A 21,319-nucleotide genomic window follows, 5' to 3' on the forward strand; every position below is an offset into this window, starting at 1 on the left:
GGCAGCTGGCTCAAGCGAACCCTGAAGGCTTGCGGGCAGGTGGCTGCGCTGTCCTGTTGCCGCCGTTGGTGATCCGGCGGTGGCAGGAGGTGTGTATGAGTCGGGTTGCGGCGCGTTCGTCCGGTGTGCCGGCACCCCGGGCGGTGACCGCGTGTTTGCGGATCGCCGTGCGGGTGGCGGTGAGCCACTGTTCCCATTCGTGGGGGGACTGTGGTTCGTGCTCGGCGTGGAGCAGCAGCCCTCGACAGATCGGGCATCGGCCTTGCTGGGCTCGTAGGAGCCGCAGCGTGATCGTGCCGATCGGGGGAGGGTTGCGGCGTCGCCGCTGGTGCCAGTAGTCAGTCAGGCGTGGATCGTCCGGAGACGCCGTTCCTGCGACCATCCGGTGCCGGACGATCGGTGTCCAGGCGAACTTACGCAGGTAGAAGCCAGTGTCCCGGCTTCCGAACACCCACTTGTCACGCCTGGCCGGGTTGAACTCGCCGAAGTACCGGGTGGTCACCCAGCGCTTCGCCTTGTTCGGGTGTGTGGACCTGGCCCACTTGTAGGTCGGTTTCCACAGGTGGGCGTCCAGCGCGCCGAAGGCGCGTTTGGACACCCCGATCCGGTAGTAGGCGGCCCACCCGTTGATGATCGGGTTGAGCCTTCCGATCACCGCGTCGGCGTTCGGCCCTCGAAGGGCCCTCACCTCGGTGGACAGCCGTTTCTGGATCCGCCGCGACGCATCGTTGCTCGGCTTGGTCAGCAGCTTGCCGTTGGAGTAGCGGCGAATATTGAAGCTCAGGAAATCCACACCTTCACTCAGGTGCAGGATGCGGGTCTTGTCCTCGTTGAAGACCAGACCCCTGGGCGTCAACCACGCCCCCAGCCGCGCCTTGACCTGCTCGGCCTGCTCACGGGAGTGGCACAGCGCGAGAAGATCGTCGGCGTAGCGGACCACCACCGGGCAGCCATCCACCGTCTGTCCGGCACGGGTGCCGGTGACGTGGTAGCGGACCCCGGCGGCGGCCTCCATGCCATGCAGAGCAACGTTCATGAGCAACGGGCTGATCACCCCACCCTGCGGAGCACCCTGGTCGGGCGCGACGTGCCCGAAGTCAAATGATCATGGGCTCGTGCAGGACAACCCCTATGCAGAACTGGATATAGCTATATAGAGTAGAGACATGGCAGCTCTCCGCATGACGACGCCGCGGGTCCTCGTCCTTCAGGCTCTGTTGGACGACGACCACCGCGAACGGTACGGCCTCGACCTCGCCCACCAGGCTGGGCTCGAGCCGGGCACGATATATCCGATCCTGGTCGCCTTCGAGACGGTCGGGTGGCTCAGCAGCCGGGAGGAAGACATCGACGTGCACACCGAAGGGCGCCCTCGTCGCCGCTACTACCAGCTCACTGCGACCGGCGTCACTGCGGCTCGCGAAGCGCTGAGCAGAGCGACGCAGCGGCGGGCGGCCCGGGCTGCCTCCGGGAAGCTCGCGTGGTGAGCGCCGTGAACTCGACACCGCCCACGTCGGCTGCCCGCTTGCGCCGCGTCGACGACGGTGTCGTCTCGCTGCTCGGCCTGTTGCTTCCGGTCGGGTTCCGCGCGCGGCAGCGCGGCGAATGGACCGGCGATCTCATGGTGCTGGCCCAGGGCAATCCCGCCGCCCGGTGGCGCTATCTGATCGGTGCGGCGCGCACGCTTCCGAGCCTTCGTCGGTCGATCGGTCGCCGCGACGCCACGCCGATCGAGGTGCCGGCCGGCGTGCGGCAAACGGTGGCCCGCATCCTCCTGCTCGGCATGACCTGGCCGATCCTGTCGTGGCTGCTGTGGGTCCCTGCCCGCTATTTCGCCTTCGACATCCCTGGCCGTCGTGAGCGCAGCGGGTACAGCATCTCCATCGACCCGCAGACGGTATGGCCGTTCGAGGGCACGCCGGACTGGCTGCTACCCCTGTGGATCGTGCCGCACTTCGGCGCGTGGGCCGTCGTCATTGGCGGGCCGTTCCTGCTGGCGGCGGTAGGTGTGATCGGCACTGTCGCGGCACTGCTACGGCATCGTCGCCGGCGAGTGCATCGGCTGACCGTCGCCGTCGCAGCGCTGACCGTGGTCCTGGTGACCGTCGCGTGGACCGCTGTCATGCAAGGTCTGAGCACCCACGACGACGGTTACATCGCCGGCGTGCTCGGCATCGCCGCCGCCGTGCTAGGCGCCACCACCAGCAACCTCACACACCGGACCCGAGTTGCGCTGCTGATACTCGGCGCCGGTGCGATCGCCGTGTTCCTGTCGTTCCACACCGCTGCCGGGATCGCCATGATCGGCTGGTTCCAAAATTGACCGATCCGCGGAATCCGGCCCGTCATCCCCCGCCGCGGCCCGGGGTCACGAATCGCCGGAGTCGCTTGGAGGACTTTCGTGGGTCGCAGCTCAGGACAGCACGTTGCGGATGAAGCGGGTGACGCCGTCGTACGGGTTGACGTAGGCGTAGTTCTGGGCGCTCGAATAGATGGCGTGCTTGCCGGGGCGCAGCGTGACACGGCCCTCGTCCCGATCGATGCGCAGCGTTTCGGTGGTGACCACGATCATCTCGTGCCAGCCGGCCGGGTCGAGTCGGGCGTCGTAGCGTTCCCCCGGCCCCAGCGCCCATAACCACAGCTGCGCCTCACGGCTGGCCGGTGCGCTGCCCAGCAGGGTGGCCCGGCTCTCGGCCGCCGAGCCCCGCCAGGCCACCGCATTGATGGTGTCGGCGGGCGCGGCGGCAGCGCTGACGAGTTGGACGAACGTGGCGTCCAACGCCGCCGCGAGCTGATCAAGCCCGGCGGGCCCGCCGGTAGTTTCGATCCTGGTGGTTAATTACGGGTCATGCAGCGAGGCCGAGTTCGAGGCGTGAGAGGTGGCTGGTTCTTCGTCGGTCCAGTGGTGTTCCGTTCCAGAAGGCTTCGAGGCGGAGCAGGTTGAGGGCGCAGGCCATGAAGATGTGGTCGAGGCGGGTCTTGGGTAGTCCGCGGTAGCGGGCGCGGCGGGCGCCGTGGGAGATGGCTTGGTGGATGGTGCCTTCCACTCCGGCACGGCGGGCGTAGTCGGCTTGGAAGCCGAGGGTGTGTTCGGCGGCCCGGATGGTGGTCTGGGCCTCGGCCAGTTCCCGGGGTAGTAGGGACAGTTGTCGTCGTCTTCCGGTGGTGCATAGGGTCCGGGCGGGGCAGGGGCCGCAGTCGCTGGTAGCGAAGGTGGCCACGATGGCGGGCTTGCCGTACTGGGTGCACGGTGTCCAGGAGGTGGCCTTTCTGCCTTGTGGGCAGGTCACGGTGCGCGTGTCGTAGTCGATGGTGAAGTCGGCGCGGGCGTAGCCCTTGCCGGCGCGGGCCTGGGCGGAACAGTCGGCCAGCAACGGGCGATCAGCGTGATGCCGTGCCGGGCGAGTTCGGAGACCACGAGCGCGGCGGACAGGTAGCCGGAGTCGAGGTAGTGCCGGCCGGGGGTGAGGCTCATATCGGCGAGGGCGTCGTGGATGGGTTCGGTCATCCGGTTGTCGGTCACGGTCGCGTCGGTGGTGGCTACATGCGTGATCAGGTTCGGCCGTAGCTGTGGGCAGGCGGCCTCGTGCCTGTCGCCGGTGCGCCCCGGTCGCCCTGCCGGGGTGTGCCCGCCGGGCTGTCGGCAGCCGCACGGCGCAGCGTCGTCGCAGGTCTCGGTGACGTGCAGTTTGTAGCCCAGCCAGAACTCTTCTCGTTTGACACCCCACCGGGCATCGGTGTCGTACGGGGAAGCGATGCGGATATGGCCGGGCGGGAGACCGTCGCCCTCAGGCGCTTTCTCCCGCCGGGTAATCACCTCCCGCCCGCGACTGGTGACCGTGCGGGTGTAGTGCTGCACCAGTACCTGGCGCAGCACGTCCACCGCCGGTATCTGGGCCAGCCAGGCCGGTGCGTGCTGGTCGTGGACCGCCTCCAGCAGCCGGTAGCCGTCGCGGGCGTAGACGATCGCCAGTGCGTCGCGTTTGGCCTGCGAGACCGGCGGCCGCCAACCGGTCATCGGGCTGCCATAACGATCGGCGAAATCCGGCACGCAGATCCGCCCGGCCAGCCACTGTGGATGCGCCGCGGCCAGGGCCTCCAAAGCCGCCCGGATGCTTTCCCCGACCAGTTCCAGACGGTTGAGCGCGGCCACCGCCGCGGCGACATGTGTGGAATCGGTGCGCTGCTTGCCGCCAGCGGAGAGCAGACCAGCCTCGGCCAGCCGGGTCAGCAACGCGTCCAGCACGAGGTGTTCCAGACCGGCGTCGGCCACCCTGGTGCGGAACTCGGCCAGCACCGTGTGGTCGAACCCTGGATCGTCCAACGGCAGACCGAGCAGATACTGCCAGTCCAGCCGGTTACGCGCCGCCTCGGCCGCTTGCCGGTCAGTGAGATTCTCCACCCGCTGCAACACCGTCACCAGCGCCAACCGCGACGGCGACCAACCCGGCCGGCCACGAACCCCGAACGCCGCGACGAAGTCCGCATCATGCAGCCATTCACCCAGCCGGTCACGGATCTGCACCGCCAACGGCCGGGCACGCCGACCCCGATACTTCGCCGCGATCGCCGCCGCGATCCGCCGGTCCGGCTCCGGCCACGGCGCGGGCTGCACAGACACCACAATCCCCATCCCGCAGCCGGGACGAAGGGAGAAACACCGGCAGCGAACCGACACCATCACCCACACTACGGCCCGGGGCCGTCACCCCGACCGGCGCGTCGCGAATTAACCACCAGGATCGGCCGGGCACGAAAAAGCCGCCGGACCCGGCTGGGGTGGGCGGCGGACATGCCGTCACACGGGCGCTGTCACGCGCCGCCACCCCGGGAACGTCGCGGATACCACGCGACGCGGACACGACGGACCCGCGCGGGCACCACGACCGGTCCACGCCGGCAGGGGCGTGGATTGCCGGTACGGGGCAGGCGGGTCACGGTGACTCCTCGGAGGTCGTCGGTGGACGGTGTCGTTCACGGGAGGGGCGCACCCGGCGCGCCCGCAACACATATCGCCGGGGCGGGACCGGTCCGGTCCCGCCCCGGCGGGACTCAGTGCCGGCGGACCGCCCGGTCGATGTCGACCGGGGCGGGATCCTCGACCGTCGGCGCGATCCCGGCGGCGGCGATCCGGTCCAGGGTGGCCAGTCCGGCCGGCTCGATCGCGCCGAAGACGGTGTAGTTCGGCCGCAGCGCCGAGTCGGACTGGACCAGGAAGAACTGGCTGCCGTTGGTGTCCGGGCCGGCGTTGGCCATGGCCAGGGTGCCCCGGGCGTAGGCCGGCGCACGCCGGTCGGATCGGTGGGGGCCGGCGGCAGGTCGGTGGGGAGTTCGTCGGCATACCGGTAGCCGGGGCCGCCCGAGCCGGTGCCGGACGGGTCGCCGCACTGCAACACCTTCAGGGTGGGGTACGCGGTGAGCCGGTGGCAGGAGGTGTCGTCGTAGAAGCGGTGCCGGACGAGGTGCAGGAAGCTCTGCACGGTGCAGGGCGCCTGCTCCCGGTCGAGGACCAGCGGGATCGGGCCCTGGTTGGTGTCCAGCGTGACCCGGACCGTCCCCTCGTCGGGGGTGCGTCGCGGATCCGGGGGCAGCGGCACCTTCCGGGCGGCCGGGTCGTCGGGGGTGGCGGTGTACCCGCACGGGCCGGGCGTGGTCCGGGCCGGCTCGGCCGCAGCGGCCGGCACGGTGGTGTCGGTGGCGCCGAGCAGCGCCCCGGCGACCAGGACGCCGCCGAGGAGCCGGGCCAGGACGGGGGCGGCGGATGGTGGTCGGGGTGTGCGCGACACGGGTCCTCCTGCACGACGATGGGCGAAGATCGCAGTCGATGGACTCGGTTCGGGCTTGTCGATGCGGCCGACCACCGCGCCGGGGTGCCCACCCCGGCGCGTCCGGTGACGGATAACCGACACCCGGCGGGCGTGGTGGCCGGCACGCCCGGCGACGCAGAATCAGCCCGCCGGACGGGGACGGACGGGAGCGACCAGCGGATGCCGACACCGAGCCAACGCATGATCGAGCTGGGCATCGCCCAGGAGGGCGCGGCGGTCCTGGCCCGGCCGGCGACGACCTTCACACTGCCCGCCGAGACGCCGGAGGCGCGGCAGGTCGTCGCCCGCCTGCGCGCCACGATGTCGCGGGTCGCCTCGGTGCACCCGTTCGCCAAGGGGATGGGGCTGGCCGCGCCGCAGATCGGCGTCGGCCGCGCCGTGGCGGTCGTCCGGGCACCGGACGGCACGGAGCTGGTGCTGGTCAACCCCCGGGTGGTCGACCAGTCCCCGGAGTCCGACGAGCAGTTCGAGGGGTGCCTGAGCTTCTTCGACGTCCGGGGGCTGGTCCGGCGGCCGACCCGGATCGAGGTGGCCCACCAGGACGTCGACGGCCGGTCGGTGGTCGCCGCGTTCCGGGACGGACTGGCCCGGCTGGTGGCACACGAGATCGACCACCTCGAGGGGCGTCTGTACCGGGAGCGGATGCCGCCGGGGGTCGAGGTGATCCCGGTGTCGGTGTACCGGGGCACCGGGAGCGACTGGTCGTACGGGGCCGCCGGACGAGCCGCCGACCAGCGGGCCGCCGAGGGCCGGTGATCGCCGCGCCGGACCGGCCGGCTTGGGCTGGGCTCGGCTCCAGCGATCCAGGGCCGGGAGGCGGGCGACGACATCAACGCAGGGACGGCTTTCCGGCTTCCCAACTCCGATTCGAGGCATGACCTGCAGACCGGGCAGACCTACCACCCGAAGAACTCCGGTTGCCTCGTGCTCGCCGTGCTCGCACTGTCGCTGTCCGGGCTCGTCCCTGGCCTGCTGCTGATGTGGCATCTGGTGATCTGACCCCCACTGCGGGCTTGGGGTCGTGCTCGTCGACGGGCGACCCCGGTCGCAGCCCGTCACGGCGACCGGGGTGCCGGGACCGTCGCCCCGGTCAGTCCCCGGGACCGGAGGTAGTCGTACAGGGCCGCCGAGGCGCCCAGTCGCGCCAGGCTGCGCCGGTGCAGCTCCTGCTCCCGCCGGGCCAGTTCGGCCCGCACCCGCTGCGGGCTCCCGGTCGTCCGCAGTTCGTCGAGCACCGACGCGACGATGTCGAACGGGTAGCCACCCCGGCGCAGCAGCGCCACGACCTGGGCCGCCCGCAGTTCGGCCTCGTCGTAGAGCCGGTACTTCGTGCCCCCTTCCCGGACCGGCCGCAGCAGTCCGCGCCGCTCCCAGAGCCGCAGCAGGGACGTCCGGACCCCGACCAGGTCGGCGACCTCGCCGATCCGTACGCCCCGGCGGCGGGCCGGCACGGCCACCGTCGGGCCGGTCAGCACCGTGTCGAACGCCCCGAGCACCCGCCGGATCTCGGCCCGCTCCCGGTCCAGTTCGGCGTGTCCCCGGTCGAGCGCCGCCAGGGCCGCGCCCAGGTCGCCGAAATGCACCGCGGCCATGACCTCCCGGGTGCGGGCCCACCCGTGTCCCTCGGCCATCCGCCGGACGACCACCAGCGCCTCGGCGTGCGCGGCGGTGAAGACCCGGTAGCCGGCGGGGGTGCGGGTCACCGATGGGAGCACCCCGAGGTCGACGTAGTTGCGGACCTGCTGCACCGAGATCCCGACGCTCGCCGCGAGGTCGACGGCACGCAGCCGACGCGGTTCCACCACCGGATCACCTTACCGTCTCCCCCTCGGTTGAGACTTTTCCGGACTTTCTGTCGGCGATCACCGGGGTTCGCCCGCGAAACCCTCTACGGGCTGGTCAATGGGAGAATGTAATCCCGCCAGCTCATCGCGTAGCTCGGGCGGGACGCACCCTGCCCGGAAAGGGTGACCATGCAGCAGCCGACCCACGCCGCCGACAGCCACGACATGATCGAGGCACGCGGCGCCCGGGAGAACAACCTCGCCTCGGTCTCGGTCGACATCCCCAAACGCCGGCTCACCGTCTTCACCGGGGTCTCCGGGTCCGGCAAGAGTTCGCTGGTCTTCGGGACCATCGCCGCCGAGTCACAGCGGCTGATCAACGAGACGTACACCGCCTTCCTCCAGTCCTTCATGCCGAGCATCGGCCGGCCGGACGTGGACGCGCTGCGCAACCTCAGCGCCGCGATCGTCATCGACCAGGAGCGGATGGGGGTCAACTCCCGCTCCACCGTGGGCACCGCCACCGACGCGTACGCGATGCTGCGGATCCTGTTCAGCCGACTCGGCACCCCGTACGTGGGCACGGCGAGCGCGTTCAGCTTCAACACGCCGGACGGGATGTGCCCGGCCTGCGAGGGGCTGGGCCGGGTGACCGACGTGGACGTGCACCAGCTCGTCGACGTGGAGCGCTCGCTCAACGACGGGGCGATCACCGTGCCGAACTTCGGCGTCGACTCGTGGTACTGGCGGGTCTTCGCGCAGTCCGGTCTGGTCGACCCGGATCTCAAGGTGCAGGACTACCCGCCGCAGATGTGGCAGGACTTCCTCTACCGGGAACCCACCAAGGTCAAGGTGGGCGGCAGCACGCTGAGCTACGAGGGGCTCGTGGTCAAGGTGCGCCGGCTCTACCTGACCAAGGACCGGGAGTCGATGCAACCGCACATCCGGTCGTTCGTGGACCGGGCGGTCACGTTCACCACCTGCCCGGACTGCGCGGGCAGCCGGTTGAACGCCGCCGCCCGTTCGGCGCGGGTGGCCGGACGCACCATCGCCGACTGCTCGTCGATGCAGATCAACGACCTGGCGGCGTTCGTCCGGGCGCTCGACGAGCCGTCCGTCGCGCCGCTGGTGGCCACCCTGCGGGAGACCCTCGACTCGCTGGTGGAGATCGGGCTGGGCTACCTCAGCCTGGACCGGGAGTCGGCCACGCTCTCCGGCGGCGAGGCGCAGCGGGTCAAGATGGTGCGCCACCTCGGCTCCAGCCTCAGCGACGTCACGTACGTCTTCGACGAGCCGACCGTCGGGTTGCACCCGCACGACATCGACCGGATGAACGACCTGCTGCTGCGGCTCCGCGACAAGGGCAACACCGTGCTGGTGGTCGAGCACAAGCCCGAGACCATCGCCATCGCCGACCACGTGGTCGACCTCGGGCCGGGCGCGGGACCGGGCGGTGGGCGGGTCTGCTATGCCGGCGACGTCGCCGGGCTGCGCCGCTCGGACACGCTCACCGGGCGACACCTCGACCACCGGGTCACCCTGCGCGAGCGGGCCCGCCCGCACCGGGGTCGGCTGGAGATCCGCGGCGCCGACCTGCACAACCTGCGCGACGTCGACGTCGACGTCCCCCTCGGCGTGCTGACGGTGGTCACCGGGGTCGCCGGGTCGGGCAAGAGTTCCCTGATCCACGGCTCCCTGTCCGGCCGCGACGGGGTGGTGGTGGTCGACCAGTCGCCGATCCGGGGCTCCCGGCGCAGCAACCCGGCGACGTACACCGGCCTGCTCGACCCGGTCCGGACCGCGTTCGCCAAGGCCAACGGGGTACGCGCCGCGCTGTTCAGCGCCAACTCCGAGGGCGCCTGCCCGGCCTGCAAGGGCATCGGCCTGATCTGGACGGACCTGGCGATGATGGCCGGGGTGGCGTCGGTCTGCGAGCAGTGCGAGGGCCGGCGGTTCACGCGGGAGGTGCTGACCTACCGGTTACGCGGCAGGAACATCAGCGAGGTCCTCGCGATGTCGGTCAGCGAGGCCCGGGACTTCTTCCCCTCCGGGCCCGCCCGGGTCGTCCTCGACCGGCTCGCCGACGTCGGTCTCGGCTACCTCGGTCTCGGCCAGCCGTTGACCACCCTCTCCGGGGGCGAGCGGCAGCGACTCAAGCTGGCCATCCACATGGCCGAGCGGTCGAGTGTCTACGTGCTCGACGAGCCCACCACCGGCCTGCACCTGGCCGACGTCGACCAACTGCTGGCCCTGCTGGACCGGCTGGTCGACGCCGGCAACACGGTGATCGTCATCGAGCACCACCAGGCGGTGATGGCGCACGCCGACTGGCTGATCGACGTCGGGCCGGGAGCCGGACACGACGGGGGCCGGGTGGTGTTCACCGGCACTCCAACCGACCTGGTCAGCCGGGGCGACACGTTGACCGCCCGGCACCTGCGAGCGTACCTCGCCCGCTGACCGCCTCGCCGGAGCGGCCTCGCCCCACCGGACCGTGCGGTCCGGCGGGGCGAGGCCGTCCGGGTGGCTCAGCTCGTGGCACCCGTACCGACGCGGTTGCGCCGCCGCAGCGCGAACGTCGTCAGCAGCAGTACCGCACCCACACCGACCAGACCGCCACCGACCTTGAGCGGGGTCTCCATGCTGCTGCCGGTCACCGGCAGCGGACCCTTGCCGTGGTCGTACGGCTTGAGCACGGTCAGGACCGCACTGGCGGTGCGACCGGAGGTCAGGCCCCGGGCCGTGATGGTGATCTTCCCCGGGTGGCGCGCACGGAAGGCGAACTCGAAGAAGCCGTCCACGTCGGCGCGGATCCAGAACACCTGCCGTGCCCCGTCGTGGGAGCCGTCCCACGGGCCCTTGCTGGGCACGTGCTCGGGCGGGTTCCCCCCACCGGGCTGCGGCTGCTCGTCGGCGCGGAACGCCACCGGGGCCAGCGCCACGGTGCTGCCGTCGCTGCGCCGGGCGCTCTGTCCGGGCACCCCGGCGGCCAGCGGACCGGTGGTGATGGTGATCTCCACCAACTCCCGGGAGCCGAAGCCCCGGCCGGTCACCGTGGCGATCTCCCCGACGTCCACGGTGCTCGGCGAGACGGTCAGGGTCGGTGCCGGCGGTTGGTACGGCGGCGGCTGCGGCTGGGACAGCGCCGCCCCCGCCGCGCTCGGGGTGGCCGCCACGGCCAGACCGACCGCGATGGTCGTGATGATGCGGGATAGCCGCATGATGGGTCCTTCCTACTGGTTACAGCGTGACGCGGTTTGGATGTGGGTGGTCCACGGAGTGGCGGTGGGGGTGAGCCGCAGCTCGGCCCCACCGGTGCCGCTCCGGTCGGTCAACAGGTCGACCTCGAGGTTCCGGGTCTTCCCGGGGCCTGCCTCGACGGGGGCGACGGCGACCTGGCGGCGGCGTTCGGTCCCGCTGCCCAGCGCCACCTCGACGCCGTCCAGCCGGGCCCGCAGCACCGCACCGCCCGCCGGGCTGAAGACGTAGACCAGGGTCCGGACGACGTACGGGTCGCCCGTCCGGCCGATCCCCAGCACCGAGGGCGTGAGCCCCGACCTCGGTGCCGAGGAGTGCAGCGACATCCTCAGCCGGAGTTCGCGGCGACCGTCCGGTCGGCACGTGCCGACCGTCAGCTCCGCGCCCGGTTTCAGGTAGTAGCCGAGCTTCGCGCCGCTGCCGTCGTTGAGGAACACGCCGACCGTCGGCTCCGTCTCCCGCTCCGGGAGCACCCCGGCCAGTCGGCTCTCGCCGAGAGTCCGCTGTTCCTCCGGGTGGGCACTCCAGAACAATATCCGGCTTTCATCAACAGATCGGTCGAATGCCGACAAAAGCTCCTTGGGTGGGACGGGCCTGGCGAGGAGCGTCTCGAACACCGTCGCCGCCGACCGGGCGAAGAACTCGTCCTGGCGGCGTAGGTCGAGTGTCAGGTAGCTCTCCGACAACAGCGAGCGGACGGCGTTTCCGCTGCTCAGGAGCCCGAAGCCGGGCACCTCGACCGGTCCGGTGACCGCCAGCAGGTACGACAGCGCGACCGGGTCGGTGGCCAGTACGCCGTCGACGGTCTCGCCGGTGCGGCGGCGGTACATCTCGTGGTAGAGCGCAGCGGCGGTCGGGAAGTGCGGAGTCAGGTTCACGTCCGCCGGCCAGATGCCGGGCAGGTCGGTGTAGAGGCCGCGCATCTCGCGGCTGACCCCCGGCAGCGGGGGCAGGAAGTGGCCCAGCTGACCCGCGGTGCCCTGCCGGACGAGCCGGACCTTCCCCTGCTCGGCGCGGACGACCGCGTACGCGCCGAACATGCCGCCGGTGGCGCGCAGTTCGGCGAGGTTCTGGGAGACCAGCAGGTACTCCCGCCCGTCGGCGACGCCCAGTAACGGGGGCAGCAGCGCGGCCCCCCGACTCACCGCGCCGGTGAGCCCGGCCAGCCGGTCGACCTCACCGCGCAGTTCGACCACGGCCGCGCCGACCTGCCTGGTCAGGCCGCCGGTGGGCACCGCGCCCAGCCGGGTCTGGGTCTGCCGGACGACCTCGTCGGCGGCAGCCAGCTCCCGCTCCGCCGCCCGCAGGCCATCCAGGTCGAGCCGGCCCTGCCGGGGCAGGAGCGTGTCGAGGTCGACGTCGAGCAGCCGGGGGAAGGCCCGCCGGGCCAGGTCGTCCACCGCGACCGCCACCTGCCGGACCGCGCTCAGGTCGTCACCGGCGACGGGCGCCCGCCGGCCGAGCGCCCAGCCGGGATCGGCGGTGGCCCGTCGGGCGGCGGCGGCCCGTTCCTGGAGGGCCGTCAGGGTGCCCCGGGCGCGGTCGACGTCCCCACCGGCGACCTGGGTGCTCAACTCGCGTGCCAACTCGGCGGCGCCGAGCAGGTGGTCCCGGGCCTGCCAGCCCCGAAAGGCGACCCATCCGACGGCGGCCAGCGTCAGCGAGAGGGCCAGCAATCCGGCCACCGCCGCCCGGCGCAGCCGCGACCGGGCGCGCCGCCGCCACCACGGCGTTTCGCGTGTGGTCACTCGACCCCCAGGGAGAGAACGGGCGAAAAGGGCTTCCTTGTCAGCTTTCTACCCTGTTTATGCGTCCTGCGCCTGTTGTTGCGGCCAATTGCCGTCCGGGAGTTTGGTGAGACGGGTTCGGAGTCAGTGCCGCCGTGCCCGGCCGGCGGCGACGTCGTAGAGCAGCTGTTCGATCCGGTCCACACCAGCCCGTAGCGACATGTGCCGCTGGTACGCCTCCCGGCCCCGCTGCCCCATCCCGGTGCGCGCCTCGACGCCGATGGCGGCGGCCAGCCAGAACCGGTCCGCCAGCGCCGTCGGGTCCTCCGGCGGGCAGGACAGTCCCGCCCGGGCCCGCTCCACCATCGTCGCCGTGTCGCCGGCCGCGGCGGCGATGACCGGCACGGCGCAGGAGAACGCGGCGGGCAGCGTCGCGGGCACCACACCGCGCAGTTCGGGCAGGTCCCGCAGCGCCACCAGCTGGTAGTCGGCGGCGGCGTAGAGGTCGGCCATCGTCACGGTTGACGCCCCGTCGACGAAGCGGACGTTCCGCACGCCCCAGTCGGCCACCAGCCCCCGGATGCGCGGCTCGTCCGCGCCGGAGCCGACGAGGACCAGGTCCATCCGGTCCGGCACCGCGGCGGCCGCCCGGACGGCGGTCTCCAGCCGTTGCCGTTCGCCGATGGCGTCCGCGTGCATCACCACGCAACGCCCGGTGCCGCCGACCAGGCGGCGGGCGGCGGGACTCGGCCGCACCGGCCGGAAGATCCGCTCGTCGGCCCAGGGCAGCACCAGCCGCATACGGGCCGGATCGGCACCGGCGACGGCCACGATGTCCCGCATGGACGGGGCGCTCACCGCGACCGCGTCGGCACCGCGCAGGAGCCGGCGCAGGACAGCGGCGGTTCCCTCGCCGCCCGGTTCGCCGGGCAGTTCCCCGCGCGGCCGGACGTCTTGCACGTGCAGCAGTACCGGCACGCCGGGCAACGCCCGCCGCAGGGCCGCGGCGGCGAGCGTCACCGCCGGCTGTTGGCAGACGTGCAGGACGTCGATCCCGGCCAGGAACCGGCGTCCGGCCACCGCCGCGGCGGTGGCGAAGGTGAGCTGGCCGGCCAGCCGGGCCCGGGGCGAGGTGTCCGGGGCGTACCGGGGCACCCGCCGCACGGTCAGCCGCTCGCTGTGGGTCTCGTACCACCAGCGCTGCCGCCACCCAGCGTGGACCCGGCCGCCCGGATGGTGCGGGAAACCCGTCAGCACCCGCACCTCGTGCCCCCGGGCGGCCAACTCCTCGGCCAGGGTGCCGGGCAGTAACGCCGGCTCGGGCGGGAAGTGGTACGTCAGGAGGCCGATCCGCACCGGAGCACCTCCGCCCGGCCCGTCGGCGCGGCACCCGGGCACGCCGGGCGGCGTACCGCATACGATGCCGTCATCCCCTCACCCGACCGCCGGCCGCCGCCTGGCGCGGCCGGCTCCAGGACGTGCCCTACACGAGGGGTTCCCATGACCGAACAGGTGCTGTTCGTCTGCCATGCCAACCTGTGCCGGTCGCCGATGGCCGAGTACATCGCCCGGCGGGCGTTGGAGCGGTGGCCGGTGGCGGTGACCAGCGCCGGCACCAACGCCGTCGAGGGCCGGCCGATCCACCCGTACGCGGCGGTCATCACCGCCGCCCGGGGGATCGACGCGAGCGGGTTCCGTAGCCGACCGTTGCGGACCGACCATCTCACCGAGGCCGCGCTGGTGCTGACCGCCACCCGGCGGCAACGCGCGGTCTGCGTCGGACTCGCTCCGGCGGCGGTGCACCGGACGTTCACGCTGCGGCAGTTCGCCCGGCTCGCCGCGGCGGCCGACCCACCGCGGCGAGCAGCGGGCCGGCCGGTGCGGGCGGCGGTGGAGGCGGCCGTCCGGGCGCGGAGCCGGCTGCAACCGGTGCCGGACACCGACGACCTGGTGGACCCGATCGGCGGTACCGCAGCCGACTTCCAGCGGTGCGCCGAGGAGATCGAGCGGGCGATCGCGCCGATCGGCGTACTCATCGCGGCAGCCGGGTGAGTTCCTGCGCGGCCTGGCCGGCGCCGGACCGGTTGCCCGCACCGTGCCTGGCGGTGGCCCGGTCGGTCGGCACGTTCCGGCGGTCCGCGGCCACCCGGTACGCCTCGTACTGGTACGCGTCGGCCTTGGCCACGCGGGCCATGTTGAGCACACAGCCGAGCGTGCGCACCGAGACCGAGTGCAGCGCCTTGGCCGCCCGCGCCACCTGGTTACGGGACGTACGGCCCTGCTGGCTGACCATCAGCGCCCCGTCGGCCTGCACGGCCACCACGACTCCGTCGGTCACCGCGAGCAGCGGCGCGGTGTCGATGATGACGATGTCCGCCGACTCGCGCAGCGCCAGCAGCAGATCGGCCATCGCCTTGGAGCCGAGCAGTTCGCTGGGGTTCGGCGGGTTCGAGCCACTGGGCAGCACCAGCAGCGAGCGGTCCCCCCACCGCTGCACCACGTCGCCGACCTCGACGTCGCCGAGCAGCACGTCGGTCAGGCCGACACCCCGCTCCAGGCCCAGGTAGTCGGCCACCCGGGGGCGGCGCAGGTCGGCGTCCACGAGCAGCACCCGCCACCCTGCCTCGGCCAGCGTGATGGCCAGGTTGCAGGAGAGCGTGGTCTTGCCCTCTCCCTGCAACGCGCTGGTGACGGCGATGATCCGGGCCGGTTCGTGTACGTCGACGAAGCGCAGGTTGGTACGGAGCTTACGGACCGCCTCGGCGCGCGCCGAGGTCGCCGCGTCGCCGACGACCAGTGGCTCGGTCCGGGCATCCGGATCGAAGGGGATCTCGCCGAGCAGTGGGCTGCCGGTGGCGCGCTGGAGGGTGTCCCCGTCGCGCAGCCGCGTGTCGACCAGGCCCCGCAGCACTGCCAACCCGATTCCGGCGAGCAGTCCGAGCAGCCCGCCGAGCAGCAGGTTGCGGTCCATGCGCGGGGAGACGGGCTCGGTGCCGACGCCGGGACCGCTGACCACCTCCATCTTGACCGAGGAGCGCCCCTCCGGCGGGGTCTCGACCGTCCTCACCAGGTCGGCGAACTTCACCGACACCGCCTCGGCGAGCCGCAGCGCCCGGGTCCGGTCGGTGTCGGTGACGGTCGCCTCGATCAACACCGTGCCGTTCTGGAGAGAGGCGTCCAGCCGGTTCTGCACCCCGTCGGGGGTCAGCCCCAGGGCGGAGTCGGCGGCGACGGTACGCGCCAGCCGGTCGCTGCGCAGCAGGTCGGCGTAGGACTTCACGCGCTGCTGGAGCCAGAGACTGCCCTGGTAGGCGTCGGTGACGCCCTGGGTCGGCGTGGTGACGAAGAAGGTCACCGACGCCACGTAACGCGGCTCGGCCCGGACGGTGAGCCACCCGGCCGCGCCGAGGGCGACCAGGACCGTGACCAGCACGATCCACCACTGACGGCGGACGAGCTGGAGGTAGGTACGGAGGTCCATCAGGCGCGCCCCCGCTGCCCGACCAGCACATGGATGAACTGCACGAAAAGCCCCCAAACTGGATATAAGCCGTGACAGGATGAAGACCGCTCACCGGCCGTAGGAGTCATCTCGCCGAATGTAGTTGATGAATCGCCGCAATAAGTCGTATTCCCCTCAATGGGGCACTGACCACTACTCACCGATCTTTGAGGGCATAAGATGGACCATGCTTCTCCCGCTGGACCGGAACGTCCCGTGCCGCACCGGGACTGGGTGACCCGACGCACCGCGACCCTCGCCCTGATCACGTTCGACGTCCTGGCGTGGGTGGCCGGCTTCATGGCCGCCGCGTGGACCCGGTTCGAGTTCGACCTCACCGCCCCGTACACCGGTCTGGTGCTGGCCAGCGCGCTGGTCTGCGCCGTGGTCCACACCGGGATCAGTCAGCTCTGGCTCACCGTCGGCGGGCGGCACCCGGTCGGCAGCGCCGACGAGGCGCGCTGCCTGGCGGCGACGGTCACCCTGGCCACCGCCGCGATGCTGGCCTGCCTGCTGCCGATGGCGGTCCGTCCCGTACCGGCGACCACCCCGTTGCTCGGCGGCGCGGTCGCCCTGCTGCTCATGGTCGCGGCCCGGGCCGGCTACCGGCACCACCGCGACCGCCGCGACCGCCCGGTCCGGTCGGCCAGCCGGACCCTCGTCTACGGCGTCGACGCGGCGAGCGAACGACTGGTACGCGCCCTGCTCAGCGACCCACGCAGCCGGTACCTGCCGGTCGGCCTGCTCGACGACGACCCCGACCGCCGGCCGTTGCGCCTGCACGGTCTCCGGGTGCTCGGCGGTCGGGCCGACATCCAACAGGTCATCCGCCGCACCCGTGCCACCACCGTGATCTTCTCGATGGCCGGCACCGACGCCGACCTGCTGCGGGACGTGCGCGGCCGGACGCTGGAGACCGGGGCCGCGTTCAAGGTGCTGCCCCCGGTCCGCGAACTGCTGGAACGGCCGGTGGCGGTCACCGACGTCCGGGACCTGCAACTGACCGACCTGCTCGGCCGGGCACACCGGGCCGCGGAACTGACCGTCGAGGCCAGCGGGCTCGCCGGACGGCGGGTGCTGGTGACCGGGGCCGGCGGCTCGATCGGCTCCGAACTCTGCCGGCAGATCGCCCGCTACGAGCCGGGTGAGCTGATGATGCTCGACCGGGACGAGTCCGCGCTGCACGCGCTCCAGATGTCCCTGCACGGGCGGGCCCTGCTGGACGGGCCGGAGCTGATCCTGGCCGACATCCGCGACGCCGAGGGCATCGCCCGGATCATGGCCGACCGCCGGCCGGACGTGGTGTTCCACGCCGCCGCCCTGAAACACCTGACCCTGCTGCAACGGCACCCCGGCGAGGCGGTCAAGACCAACGTCCTCGGCACCCTGAACGTGCTGGAGGCGTGCCGGGACGTGGCGCGGTTCGTCAACATCTCCACCGACAAGGCGGCCCGCCCGGTCAGCGTGCTCGGCTACTCCAAGCGGGTGACCGAACGGCTCACCGCACACCACGCCCAACAGCTGGGGGCCGCGTTCCTGAGCGTCCGATTCGGCAACGTGCTCAGCAGCCGGGGCTCCGTGCTCAACGCCTTCCGGGCCCAGATCGAGGCGGGCCGGCCGATCACCGTGACCCACCCGGACGTGACCCGGTACTTCATGACCGTGCAGGAGGCGGTGCACCTGGTCCTGCAGGCCGCGAGCATCGGCGGGGGCGGCGAGGCGCTCGTGCTGGACATGGGGGAACCGGTCCGGATCGCCGACGTGGCGCGCCGGCTCGCCGCCGAGGCCCCGCACCCGACCGAGATCGTCTTCACCGGGCTGCGGCCCGGCGAGAAGTTGCACGAGGACCTCTTCGGCCCCGGGGAGGCCGACAGCCGTCCGCTGCACCCGCTCGTCTCGCACGTACCGGTGCCGGCGCTGGCCCCGGAGGAGCTGCACGCCCTCGACCCGTACGCGGATCCGGAGGAACTGGTGAAGCGCCTCGACGCGCTCTGCGCCCGGACCGGTACGGACGCGGCGCTCCCGCTGCGCGGGTGAGTCGGCCTCCCGGGGTCGGCACCTCCGTGTCCCGGGCCGGGTGAGCTTCCGGGCGCTGCCCACCCGGCCCGGTGAGCAGCGTCCCAGCGCCAGCGCTCGCCGGTTCCGGCCCTGGTCGGTAAAGTCGGAGCCGGTGTGCCGGGAAGTCTGGTCGGCGATGGGCCCTGCCGACCCCAGACCCCGAGACGAGTCACGCCGATGAGCCACCGCAACCCCCCACGCCCGGACGACGAGCGCCGCCTCTTCACCCGTAGTTCCTCCTGGCCGGAGGCCCGGTTCCTCGGTGACGTCCTGCGCACCGAGACGGTCGGTGGCGGGCTGCTGCTGCTCGGTGCGGTGCTCGCCCTCATCTGGGCGAACTCCCCCTGGTCGGACGCCTACACCTCGCTCGGCGCATGGGTGCCCTGGTCCGGCGGGAAGGCGCTGCACCTCGACCTGAGCCTGGCCACCTGGGCGGCCGACGGCCTGCTGGCCGTCTTCTTCTTCGTGGTCGGCCTGGAACTCAAGCGGGAGTTCGTCGCCGGTGAGCTGCGCGACCCCCGGCGGGCCGCGCTGCCGGTGGTGGCCGCCATGGGCGGCATGCTGGTGCCGGCGCTGTTCTACGTCGGGGTCATGCTGGTCACCGGCACCGACGGGCTACGCGGCTGGGCCATCCCGGTGGCCACCGACATCGCCTTCGCCCTGGCCGTCCTGGCGGTCATCGGCTCCCACCTGCCGCAGGGGCTGCGGGCGTTCCTCCTGACCCTGGCCGTGGTCGACGACCTCCTCGCGATCATCATCATCGCGATCTTCTACACCTCCGGCTTCAGCCCTCTGCCGCTGCTCGCGGCGCTGCTGCCGATCGCCGCCTTCGCCCTGCTGGTCCAGCGACGCAGAACCTGGTGGTGGGCGCTGATCCCGCTCGCGGTGACCACCTGGGCGCTGGTGCACGCCTCCGGGGTGCACGCCACGATCGCCGGGGTGCTGCTCGGCTTCACCGTCCCGGTGCTCGGCGGAGGCACCGGCCCCGGCCTGGCCGAGCACCTGGAACACCGGTGGCGGCCGGTGTCGGCCGGCTTCGCGGTGCCGGTGTTCGCGTTCTTCGCCGCCGGGGTCTCGTTACGCGGCACCGACCTGGGTGGCCTTCTCACCGACCCGATCGTGCTCGGCATCGTGGTCGGGCTGGTGTTCGGCAAGGCGATCGGGGTGTTCGGCTCGACCTGGCTGGTCGCCCGGTTCACCCGCGCCGAACTGGACCGCGAGCTGAGCTGGTCCGACCTGCTCGGCGTCGCGTGCCTGGCCGGGATCGGCTTCACCGTGTCGCTGCTCATCGGCGAGCTGGCCTTCGGCGCGGGCACCGACGCCGAGGACAAGGTCAAGACCGGGGTGCTGGCCGGCTCCCTGGTCGCCGCCGTGGTCGCCTCGGTCCTGCTGATCCGCCGCAACAAGGTCCACCGGCGCATCGACGAGCGGGACCGGCGCGACGCCGACCGCGACGGCGTCCCGGACGTCTACCAGCAGCGGCCGGCCTCCTCGAACTGACCGGCCGTCGTCGGCGTCCGCGCCGGCTCGTGGGGGCCCGGCCCCGTCAGCACCGGTGGGCCGGGGTCGGGGCACGCCGGTCCTCCGGTGCCCCGCCGACGGTCGGCTCGGCGGCGGCCAGGGCGGCCCAGAGCAGGTGGCGCAGCGCCACGATCGCCGCCACCGCGGCGAGGGCGCCCCACCCTTGTGCCCCGCCCAGCCGCAGCAGCCCGGCAGCGGTCAACAGGTCCAGCAGGATCCGCAGGGCGGCACGCCACGATCCGGACGTCAGCAGCACCACCACGGCACAGACCGACGCAGCCGCGCCGAGCGCGGTGACCGCGACGCGGATCACCGGTCGATCCGGCCGGCGGCGCCGACCTGCTGCTGTTCCTGGGCGATCTCCCGCCGCAGGAAGTAGTTCAGCGCGGTCCGGATGGCGGCGATCGCGGCGAGCTGACCGATCTGGGGGAACGTCGGGGAGACCGCCGTACGCAGGATGTCGGCCGCGAGCTGGAACTCCAGTCCCAGGGTGAGGAAACGCCCCAGGGAGAGCCGGATCGGCGTGAACACGGCGGCGCTGCGGTGCCGCAGCCCCTCCACCAGGAACCGCGCCGCCGCCCAGCACGCGCCGACGAAGATCACGACCGCTCCGGCGACCTCCACCAGGGCGACCAGGACTTGGTCACCCAGGCGCAGGATCTCCTCCGGGCTCACCGGCCACCGTTACCCGCCGCCGGCCCCGGTAGTCGCGCCAGACCAGCGGTCAGCTCGGCATTCTGGCCCGGAGCCGGGCCAGGGATCGCGTCAGCAGCCGCGAGACGTGCATCTGCGACAATCCGACCTCGTTGGCTATTTGTTCCTGGGTCATGTGGCCGTGGAACCGCATGGCGAGGATCCGACGTTCGCGCGGCGGCAGGGGAGCGACGAGCAGTGAAAGCGCGAGGCGGTCGTCGACCCGGGCGAATTCGGGGTCTACCGCCCCGATGCGGTCCAATGCCGCGAGGTCGTCGGCACCAGGGCGCGGCGCGTCCAGAGACACCAGACGGTAGGCCTGCGCGGCCGTGACGGCCGCCAGGATGTCGTTGACGCCCACCTCCAAGTGGTCAGCGAGTTCCACGGCACTCGGATGGTGGCCGTGCCGTTGCGTCAACTCTCCCGTCGCGGCGCGAACGCTGCTGTTCAACTCCTGGACCTTGCGTGGTGCCCGGATCGCCCAGGTGGAATCGCGGAAGTGTCTGCGGAGGGCGCCGAGGATGGTCGGGACCGCATAGCTGGAGAACGGCGAACCCCGACTGGCGTCGAACCCGTCGACTGCTCTGACCAGGGCGAGAGCCGCGACCTGCGCCAAGTCGTCGTAGGGCTCGCCGCGTCCGGTGTACCGGCGGGCGAGGCGGCTGGCCAGCGGTAGACGGTCTTCGATGATCCGATCCCGGAGCCTCGCGCGGCGGGGATCGTCGCCGTGCAGCGCGGCAAGCTGGTGCAACAACTGTTCGCGGGGGGCCGATGCGTCAGGCAGCAGCGCAAGGCCGGGAGCGGCCGGGAGAGGGATGGCCATCGTTGAACGCCCTTACGGGTTGGCGGCGGGACTGACAGCCACCGGGGGCCTGGGCGACAGCACCACCGTACGCCCTGCGGCGCGACGAGGCTCTCCCACGGCAACTCGACCGGAGAACCTTTCCG

The 21,319-nt window shown here is 72.2% G+C and carries 19 protein-coding genes and 2 pseudogenes; 7 read left to right on the forward strand and 14 right to left on the reverse strand.

All coding sequences use genetic code 11. From position 1 onward, the window contains the following. Nucleotides 1–10 precede the first annotated feature (10 nt). Together GA0074694_RS23290 and GA0074694_RS33760 are read right to left on the reverse strand one after the other, a co-directional pair. Nucleotides 11–793, reverse strand: a complete 783-nt coding sequence (locus GA0074694_RS23290; protein WP_281190375.1) for a group II intron maturase-specific domain-containing protein — start codon at nt 791–793, stop codon at nt 11–13. Next, nucleotides 782–1,066, reverse strand: a pseudogene (locus GA0074694_RS33760) (reverse transcriptase domain-containing protein); the annotation flags it as partial. The pseudogene GA0074694_RS33760 and the gene GA0074694_RS23290, both read right to left, overlap by 12 nt. Before the next feature lie 100 nt (nt 1,067–1,166). Between GA0074694_RS33760 and GA0074694_RS23295 the strand changes: the two are divergent. Together GA0074694_RS23295 and GA0074694_RS23300 are read left to right on the forward strand one after the other, a co-directional pair. Next, nucleotides 1,167–1,487 carry a PadR family transcriptional regulator gene (locus tag GA0074694_RS23295; protein WP_245714867.1) on the forward strand — a complete coding sequence of 107 codons (321 nt, stop codon included), beginning with the start codon at nt 1,167–1,169 and terminating at the stop codon, nt 1,485–1,487. Continuing rightward, a complete protein-coding gene (locus tag GA0074694_RS23300; RefSeq protein WP_141714254.1) occupies nt 1,484–2,323 on the forward strand; it encodes a hypothetical protein in 840 nt (279 codons plus the stop codon). The genes GA0074694_RS23295 and GA0074694_RS23300 overlap by 4 nt, the downstream gene beginning before the upstream one ends. A gap of 90 nt (nt 2,324–2,413) precedes the next feature. On the opposite strand, the gene GA0074694_RS23305 is transcribed toward GA0074694_RS23300, so the two are convergent. The 4 genes and pseudogenes from GA0074694_RS23305 to GA0074694_RS23315 all read right to left on the reverse strand — a co-directional run bounded on the left by GA0074694_RS23305 (nt 2,414) and on the right by GA0074694_RS23315 (nt 5,708). After that, the gene (locus GA0074694_RS23305; RefSeq protein WP_091461813.1) at nt 2,414–2,779 is read right to left on the reverse strand and encodes a cupin domain-containing protein; all 366 of its coding nucleotides are present in this window, start codon (nt 2,777–2,779) and stop codon (nt 2,414–2,416) included. Nucleotides 2,780–2,846: 67 nt separating this feature from the next. Then, the gene (locus GA0074694_RS33190; RefSeq protein ID WP_245714861.1) at nt 2,847–3,374 is read right to left on the reverse strand and encodes a transposase; all 528 of its coding nucleotides are present in this window, start codon (nt 3,372–3,374) and stop codon (nt 2,847–2,849) included. After that, a complete protein-coding gene (locus GA0074694_RS23310) occupies nt 3,287–4,621 on the reverse strand; it encodes a transposase (protein ID WP_245714860.1) in 1,335 nt (444 codons plus the stop codon). The genes GA0074694_RS33190 and GA0074694_RS23310 overlap by 88 nt, the downstream gene beginning before the upstream one ends. A 431-nt stretch (nt 4,622–5,052) precedes the next feature. After that, nucleotides 5,053–5,708, reverse strand: a pseudogene (locus GA0074694_RS23315) (peptidylprolyl isomerase). 279 nt (nt 5,709–5,987) lie between these two features. Between GA0074694_RS23315 and GA0074694_RS23320 the strand changes: the two are divergent. Further along, a complete protein-coding gene (locus GA0074694_RS23320; protein ID WP_218105783.1) occupies nt 5,988–6,584 on the forward strand; it encodes a peptide deformylase in 597 nt (198 codons plus the stop codon). 299 nt (nt 6,585–6,883) lie between these two features. Here the strand turns inward: GA0074694_RS23320 and GA0074694_RS23325 are convergent, their stop codons facing one another. Beyond that, on the reverse strand, nt 6,884–7,633 hold the full coding sequence (locus GA0074694_RS23325) for a MerR family transcriptional regulator (RefSeq protein WP_091461818.1): 750 nt from the start codon (nt 7,631–7,633) through the stop codon (nt 6,884–6,886). 168 nt (nt 7,634–7,801) lie between these two features. Here GA0074694_RS23325 and GA0074694_RS23330 point away from each other — a divergent pair, with 168 nt between their 5' ends. After that, nucleotides 7,802–10,072, forward strand: a complete 2,271-nt coding sequence (locus tag GA0074694_RS23330; RefSeq protein WP_091463784.1) for an ATP-binding cassette domain-containing protein — start codon at nt 7,802–7,804, stop codon at nt 10,070–10,072. Between the two features lie 68 nt (nt 10,073–10,140). Here GA0074694_RS23330 and GA0074694_RS23335 read toward each other — a convergent pair whose 3' ends face one another. The 3 genes from GA0074694_RS23335 to GA0074694_RS23345 form a co-directional block, all read right to left on the reverse strand. After that, the gene (locus GA0074694_RS23335) at nt 10,141–10,833 is read right to left on the reverse strand and encodes a hypothetical protein (protein ID WP_091461820.1); all 693 of its coding nucleotides are present in this window, start codon (nt 10,831–10,833) and stop codon (nt 10,141–10,143) included. 12 nt (nt 10,834–10,845) lie between these two features. Continuing rightward, entirely contained in the window at nt 10,846–12,618 is a 1,773-nt protein-coding gene (locus GA0074694_RS23340; protein WP_091461823.1) for a DUF4012 domain-containing protein, read from the reverse strand. 123 nt (nt 12,619–12,741) lie between these two features. Continuing rightward, nucleotides 12,742–13,953, reverse strand: a complete 1,212-nt coding sequence (locus tag GA0074694_RS23345; protein WP_091461825.1) for a glycosyltransferase family 4 protein — start codon at nt 13,951–13,953, stop codon at nt 12,742–12,744. Between the two features lie 144 nt (nt 13,954–14,097). On the opposite strand from GA0074694_RS23345, the gene GA0074694_RS23350 reads away from it, so the two are divergent. Beyond that, nucleotides 14,098–14,649, forward strand: a complete 552-nt coding sequence (locus GA0074694_RS23350) for an arsenate reductase/protein-tyrosine-phosphatase family protein (protein ID WP_091461828.1) — start codon at nt 14,098–14,100, stop codon at nt 14,647–14,649. Here GA0074694_RS23350 and GA0074694_RS23355 read toward each other — a convergent pair. Further along, nucleotides 14,630–16,078, reverse strand: coding sequence for a tyrosine-protein kinase domain-containing protein (locus GA0074694_RS23355; protein ID WP_091461830.1), 1,449 nt, complete (start codon nt 16,076–16,078; stop codon nt 14,630–14,632). The two genes, GA0074694_RS23350 and GA0074694_RS23355, sit on opposite strands and share 20 nt — an antisense overlap. Before the next feature lie 201 nt (nt 16,079–16,279). On the opposite strand from GA0074694_RS23355, the gene GA0074694_RS23360 reads away from it, so the two are divergent. Both GA0074694_RS23360 and nhaA read left to right on the forward strand, forming a co-directional pair. After that, on the forward strand, nt 16,280–18,136 hold the full coding sequence (locus tag GA0074694_RS23360) for a polysaccharide biosynthesis protein (protein ID WP_091461833.1): 1,857 nt from the start codon (nt 16,280–16,282) through the stop codon (nt 18,134–18,136). Nucleotides 18,137–18,334: 198 nt separating this feature from the next. Further along, nucleotides 18,335–19,657 carry a Na+/H+ antiporter NhaA gene (nhaA, locus tag GA0074694_RS23365; protein WP_091461836.1) on the forward strand — a complete coding sequence of 441 codons (1,323 nt, stop codon included), beginning with the start codon at nt 18,335–18,337 and terminating at the stop codon, nt 19,655–19,657. A 46-nt stretch (nt 19,658–19,703) separates the two neighbouring features. Here nhaA and GA0074694_RS23370 read toward each other — a convergent pair whose 3' ends face one another. Genes GA0074694_RS23370 through GA0074694_RS23380 form a run of 3 tightly spaced genes read right to left on the reverse strand, consistent with a single transcriptional unit; the run spans nt 19,704 to nt 21,194 of the window. Continuing rightward, a complete protein-coding gene (locus tag GA0074694_RS23370; protein ID WP_091461838.1) occupies nt 19,704–19,991 on the reverse strand; it encodes a hypothetical protein in 288 nt (95 codons plus the stop codon). Then, on the reverse strand, nt 19,988–20,353 hold the full coding sequence (locus GA0074694_RS23375) for a DUF1622 domain-containing protein (protein ID WP_091461841.1): 366 nt from the start codon (nt 20,351–20,353) through the stop codon (nt 19,988–19,990). Before GA0074694_RS23375 ends, GA0074694_RS23370 begins: the two co-directional genes overlap by 4 nt. Before the next feature lie 49 nt (nt 20,354–20,402). Then, a complete protein-coding gene (locus tag GA0074694_RS23380) occupies nt 20,403–21,194 on the reverse strand; it encodes a SigB/SigF/SigG family RNA polymerase sigma factor (RefSeq protein ID WP_091461844.1) in 792 nt (263 codons plus the stop codon). Between the last annotated feature and the right edge of the window lie 125 nt (nt 21,195–21,319).

This window comes from Micromonospora inyonensis, from assembly GCF_900091415.1.
Classification (GTDB): Bacteria; Actinomycetota; Actinomycetes; order Mycobacteriales; family Micromonosporaceae; genus Micromonospora; species Micromonospora inyonensis.